4 protein-coding genes and 1 pseudogene are annotated in these 5,410 nt (G+C 43.6%); 2 read left to right on the forward strand and 3 right to left on the reverse strand.

Features of this window, described 5'->3' with window-relative positions:
* Positions 1 to 679 (forward strand): annotated as a pseudogene (locus O9300_RS10355) (RNA-guided endonuclease TnpB family protein); the annotation flags it as partial.
* 39 nt (positions 680 to 718) lie between these two features.
* Here O9300_RS10355 and O9300_RS10360 read toward each other — a convergent pair.
* Complete coding sequence (locus tag O9300_RS10360) at positions 719 to 1,339, reverse strand: GNAT family N-acetyltransferase (protein WP_287971562.1); 621 nt, start codon at positions 1,337 to 1,339, stop codon at positions 719 to 721.
* 306 nt (positions 1,340 to 1,645) lie between these two features.
* On the opposite strand from O9300_RS10360, the gene O9300_RS10365 reads away from it, so the two are divergent.
* Positions 1,646 to 2,887, forward strand: coding sequence for an AmpG family muropeptide MFS transporter (locus O9300_RS10365; RefSeq protein ID WP_287971563.1), 1,242 nt, complete (start codon positions 1,646 to 1,648; stop codon positions 2,885 to 2,887).
* A gap of 28 nt (positions 2,888 to 2,915) precedes the next feature.
* On the opposite strand, the gene O9300_RS10370 is transcribed toward O9300_RS10365, so the two are convergent.
* Together O9300_RS10370 and O9300_RS10375 are read right to left on the reverse strand one after the other, a co-directional pair.
* A complete protein-coding gene (locus O9300_RS10370) occupies positions 2,916 to 4,340 on the reverse strand; it encodes a PP2C family protein-serine/threonine phosphatase (RefSeq protein ID WP_287971564.1) in 1,425 nt (474 codons plus the stop codon).
* 120 nt (positions 4,341 to 4,460) lie between these two features.
* A partial coding sequence (locus O9300_RS10375; RefSeq protein ID WP_287971565.1) for an RNA-guided endonuclease InsQ/TnpB family protein occupies positions 4,461 to 5,410 on the reverse strand: 950 nt, incomplete at its 5' end.

The raw sequence follows: 5,410 nt of genomic DNA on the forward strand, positions 1-5,410 counted from the left end.
ATTAAGCCTCTACCAGTAACAGATAAAGCCATCGGAATTGACTTAGGAATTAGTAGTTTAGTAATTACCAGCGATGGCGATAAAGTATCTAATCCTAAGCATTTTAAGAAACATTATCAGAGGTTGCGAAGAGCATCGAAAAATCTTTCTAGAAAACAGAAAGGGTCAAAAAATCGGGAAAAAGCAAGAATCAAAGTAGCCAGAATTCACGCTCAAATCACCGATAGTAGAAAAGACCATCTACACAAGCTAACCACTCAATTAGTCCGTGAAAACCAAACGATTGTGGTTGAGAATTTAGCCGTCAAGAATATGGTCAAAAACCCGAAATTATCTCAGGCAATATCTGATGTAAGCTGGGGAGAAATAACCCGACAATTAGCCTATAAATGCCGTTGGTATGGGAGAAATTACATCGAAATAGATAGATGGTTTCCTAGCTCTAAAAGATGTAGTAATTGCGGGTATATTGCCCTTGAAAATGCCGTTAAATGTTCGAGAATGGGACTGTCCAGACTGTGGGACTCACCATGACCGAGATATTAACGCCAGTAAAAATATTTTGGCCGCAGGGCTTGCGGTGTCAGTCTGTAGAGCGACCATAAGACCAGAACAGAGTAAATCTGTTAAGGCAGGTGCGAAAAATCCTTCGGGACAGAAGCAGAAACCCAAATCGTGAGGTTTGGGAATCGCCGTCCGTTTTACGGCGGCGAGGATGTCAATGGCTGATTTTTTTGTGCAGAAATAACTTTTGTGGTCGATTAAATAACCAATTGATCAACCAACCGTCGGTTTTTTGCAGACGATAACCGCTACTTGAGTACAGTGACTGGGCCGCTAGATTATTATCGAGAACATGGAGGGAAAGTTCCTCAAAACCCCATTCTCTAGCGATCTGTTCACACTTGAGCAGCAATCTCCGGGCCAGACCGGCACGCCGGCGATCGGGACTAACGGCTAAATTAGAGATATAAGGAATGGGAACAGCTAAAAAAGAACTGGATTTTAAGCCGATTTCCGCCGTAGCGACAATAATTTCCTGAGGACCCGTGGCGGTGACGCTGGTGTGACTGACTACCAGACAGTGATAGTAAGGGGTATCGGCGCGCAATCGTCCCCGTAAGTCCTCGTAAATGCCCAATTTAAAGATAGGACGCAGAAAAGACCAATAATTGGCCGTGGGGAAAAAACTATCGGTGAGAATCTCCGCCAAGCTTTTGAGATCTTGGCTTTGGGCCAAACGCACCTCGACGGCAATGGTGGCATTGTCACCGGTCGCTTCCGAGTCGGAGGGATTAGACAATAGGTATGAGATAAAACAGGAGTCCACTTTAATCACAGGAGTCGGCAGGGAAGGTGGGGATGGCAGTCCTTATCTGGGAAAGGTAAATAGGGGTAGGAGCTAGTTGGGAGAATCAAGCATCTATCTTAAGGAGAATACCGCAATTTTTCAAGACTACTGAATCAAAATCTCATCCATTCTACTGCCTATAGCCCCAGCTGGCGGAAAGACCGCTATTTTTCGGGAATTTTTTTTTATCTCCAGGCAATGGTTAAGATGGGATGATGCCGGTCAGAACTAATCTCTTTCTTTTTGGGTCAATTAACTATATTCTTTAATCTGATCTATCCTCCTATCCCCTCCATGATCAAAGAAATTTCCGCTTATTTGCAAGTGTTCCGCAGTCAAAAAATGGCGGCTTTGTTATTCTTAGGTTTCGCTTCCGGATTGCCCTATTTTCTCACCGGTCGCACCCTGCAAGCTTGGATGACCACCGAAGGAGTTGATCTGAAATCGATCGGTTTATTTAGTTTAGTTACCCTCCCCTACTCTCTCAAATTTCTTTGGTCTCCCTTACTCGATCGCTATCTTCCCCCGCTGCTTGGTCGTCGTCGCGGTTGGATTTTAATCGCTCAAATTTGTTTAACTTTAGCGATTGGTTTTATGGCTTTTCAACAACCGCAACGATCTTTAGAATTATTGGCAATTAATGCTTTACTGATTGCTTTTTTTAGTGCCAGCCAAGATATTGCCTACGATGCCTATCGCACAGATATTTTAGAAAAATGGGAGATGGGGGCTGGGGTAGCGATCGGGGTTTTAGGTTATCGTTTGGCTTTAATTTTAACCGGTTCGATCGCTTTAATTTTAGCCGATCACTTTCCCTGGCCTCTCGTCTATCTTTTCCTAGCTGGATTGATGGCTTTAACGATTATTTGGTCTTTTTTCGCCCCAGCTACTCCCCCTAGAGATGATACTCCTCAAACTCTTTTAGAGGCAGTTTGGTTGCCTTTCCAAGAGTTTTTTCAACGCTATCGATTAGGTCAAGGAATCGGCATTCTCGCCTTTATTGTTCTCTATCGTTTAGGGGATGCTTTAGTTAATAATATGGTGACTCCTTTTCTCTTAAAAACTGGTTTCAGTCAAACCGATATCGGGGCGATCCAAGGGGGCATGGGCATGATAGCAACTATGGTGGGAGTTTTATTAGGTGGTTCCCTGTTAAGTCGTTGGGGAATTAATCGATCGCTCTGGATATTTGGTCTGTTGCAAGCTGTTAGTAATTTAGCCTATTTTATTTTAGCAAATTTAGGACAAAATTATCCTTTTATGGTCTTGGCTATTAATATTGAAAACTTCTGCGGTGGCTTAGTAACTGCCGCTTTTGTGGCTTTTTTAATGAGTCTTTGTAATGCTCGTTTTACCGCTACTCAGTTCGCCCTTTTATCGAGTTTAATGGCCTTTAGTCGCGATATTTTGGTGGCTCCCGCCGGAGTTTTGGCTGAGGCGATCGGTTGGCAGTGGTTCTTTTTAATCACGGTAATCGCCGCTTTACCCGGGTTAGCGTTATTGCCTTTATTCGCTCCTTGGCAAGAGCAGGATTAAGCTAATTTATGAGCTAGGAAGTGATGATTTATTCCTCCGATTTCACTCGCATAACTACTAAAGTCATATCGTCGCTACCGTCATTTCCCAACCCAGTAAAAGCGGCAACTTTCCCAAATAAATATTCTAGAATCTGTTCGGGATCGGTGTACTGTTGACAGGCTTCTTTAACTGCCGATAGCCAATTTTTCTGATCAAATCTTTCCCCTTTCGAGTTAACTGCATCGGTAAAGCCATCGGTGTAATAGATCAGCGTATCTCCCGCTTCTAATTGCACTTGGGCATCGTCATAGATAGAATCTGCCTCTAAACCCACTAATGTCCCTTCCGTGTCGAGAGACTCTAACTCTCCCGTTTTAGCCCGCCACCAGAGGGTGGGATAATGGGCAGCATTACTGTAGCCAAGACGGCGCGTCAGGGGATCATACTCGGAATAAAATAATGTCACGAAACGATGAGAATTATCGAGATCGGCATACATAACCCGATTGAGATGACGCAAAATCTGGGCCGGGGAGTGACGATTTAACACTTCCGCTCGCAACATTCCCCGGGTCATGGTCATCAATAATCCTGCTGGGACACCTTTTCCCATGACATCACCGATGACTATACTCCAAGGAGCGGCACTGGCTTCCATTTCCGCCTCCCTTGCCGGTTTAAATTGATCGTAGTTGCAGGGGATAAAATCATAATAATCGCCACCAACGCGATTAGCCGTTTTGCAGTGGGCTGCCAATTCTACCCCCTGAATTTTCGGACATTGCCGGGGTAAAAGACGATTTTGGATTTCGGCAGCGATTTCTAACTCTCGATCCTGACGTTCCTTAGAACGTAATTCGATCGTTAATTCATTATTAGCTATAGCCACCGCCGTTTGATCGGCCACTAGCTGCAGCAGTTTACGACGGGTGGGTGTCCAACCATAATCGGGATCGCGACTGAAAACGTATAAACGCCCCCGTTCACTATTTTTTACCAAAACAGGCGTACTATAAACCTGCGTACCCTGTCCGAGAGTTTGCCGGATTTTATGGTCGAGACTATCGAGAAGCGATCGATGATTTTTATTCTCAAGTGCCGGTTCTTGGTTTAATTGTCGGATAATTGCCTCTAATTGTCGGCGTAGTTCCCCATTAATTTGATTATCTTGGCAATGGAGTTGATCGAGCGCCACTTGACCGTTATTTTTGCTCAAAATCAATGCCCCTCCCTCCGCGTCTGCCACTCGTGCGGCCATCAAGGGGGTAAGATCGAGGAATTGGTTTAAATTATTGAAACTCCGCAGGGCAAAACCGAGGGAACTTAAGAGATTTTGAACTTTGTTTTGTTCGCGATATAAACTAGCGACTAACTCTTTTAAGGCTAAAATTGGCTTGATATCGGTACTTTGATCGCCCATATTGACGGTGGGAGTGGTGAGGGTGTCGCTCGGTTCCGGCTCAGAAAGCATAAAATGATTTTTGTGGCGGTGACATGATTATAGCTAGATGGTCATTGGGTTATGACCTGTTTAAGTCTAACAGTATAGTGGATCTTTTCCTGACCGCCACAATTTAACCCTGATGTTTTACTATTTCCGTTTTTTGACGCTCCCCGTCTCTTTAGACGGGGATTCTTCGTTCATTGAGTCTCCGTTAGCAAGCAGGATTTCTCCAACCAACCAAGAGGGAATCTCTCCCGAAGCGTTTAAAGTTTGCGTGCGCCCCACGCTACTTAATCCCTTTTGCAAGATGTTTAAAGCGGCGTTTCTATCTCGACAATCTGTGTATCCACAATGAGGACAAACATGGGTTCGAGTAGATAGCGACTTTTCGACTTTTTGTCCACAATTAGAACAATTTTGAGCCGTATTATGAGGTGATACAGCTATAGTTAACTTGCCGTATTTGTCCCCAAAATACTCTAGCCATTGCCTAAAAACAGACCATCCTGCATCGGTTATCGACTTGGCTAAATGACGATTTTTGACCATGCCTTTGATATTCAAGTTTTCATAAGCGATTAAGTCGTTAGACTTAACTAAACGGAGTGCCACACTCTTGACAAACTCTTCTCGTTGCCTACTTACTCTTAAATGTTTCCGAGCATATCGCTTTCTAGCCTTGTGATAATTACGAGATTGTTTTTTACCCTTACGGTATTTCTTTGACTTTTTCCTGTTTAATCGGTTTAGTTGTTTTTCAGCTTTTCTGTAATAGTTCGGACAATCAATTTGATGGCCTTCGCTATCTACTAAGAAAAACTTTAATCCCACATCAATCCCAGGGGCTTTCTGGGAGGGTGTTAAAGGTTTAACCGTGTCTCTGGGGTCTAATTTAATGCAGAACTGCACATAACAACCATCGGCACGATTAAGGATTCTTACCCGTTTAATCTGGTCTGGTTGATAGTAATTAATATCTCTAGAGCCAATCAGTTTAAGAGTGCCAATACCTTTTTTGTCTGTAAAGGTAATATGACGTTTATCTTTTGATAGTTTCCATCCAGATACTTTATACTCAACAGAACGGGAATGTTTTT

The organism is Microcystis sp. LE19-195.1E (assembly GCF_027532095.1).
Classification (GTDB): domain Bacteria; phylum Cyanobacteriota; class Cyanobacteriia; order Cyanobacteriales; family Microcystaceae; genus Microcystis; species Microcystis aeruginosa.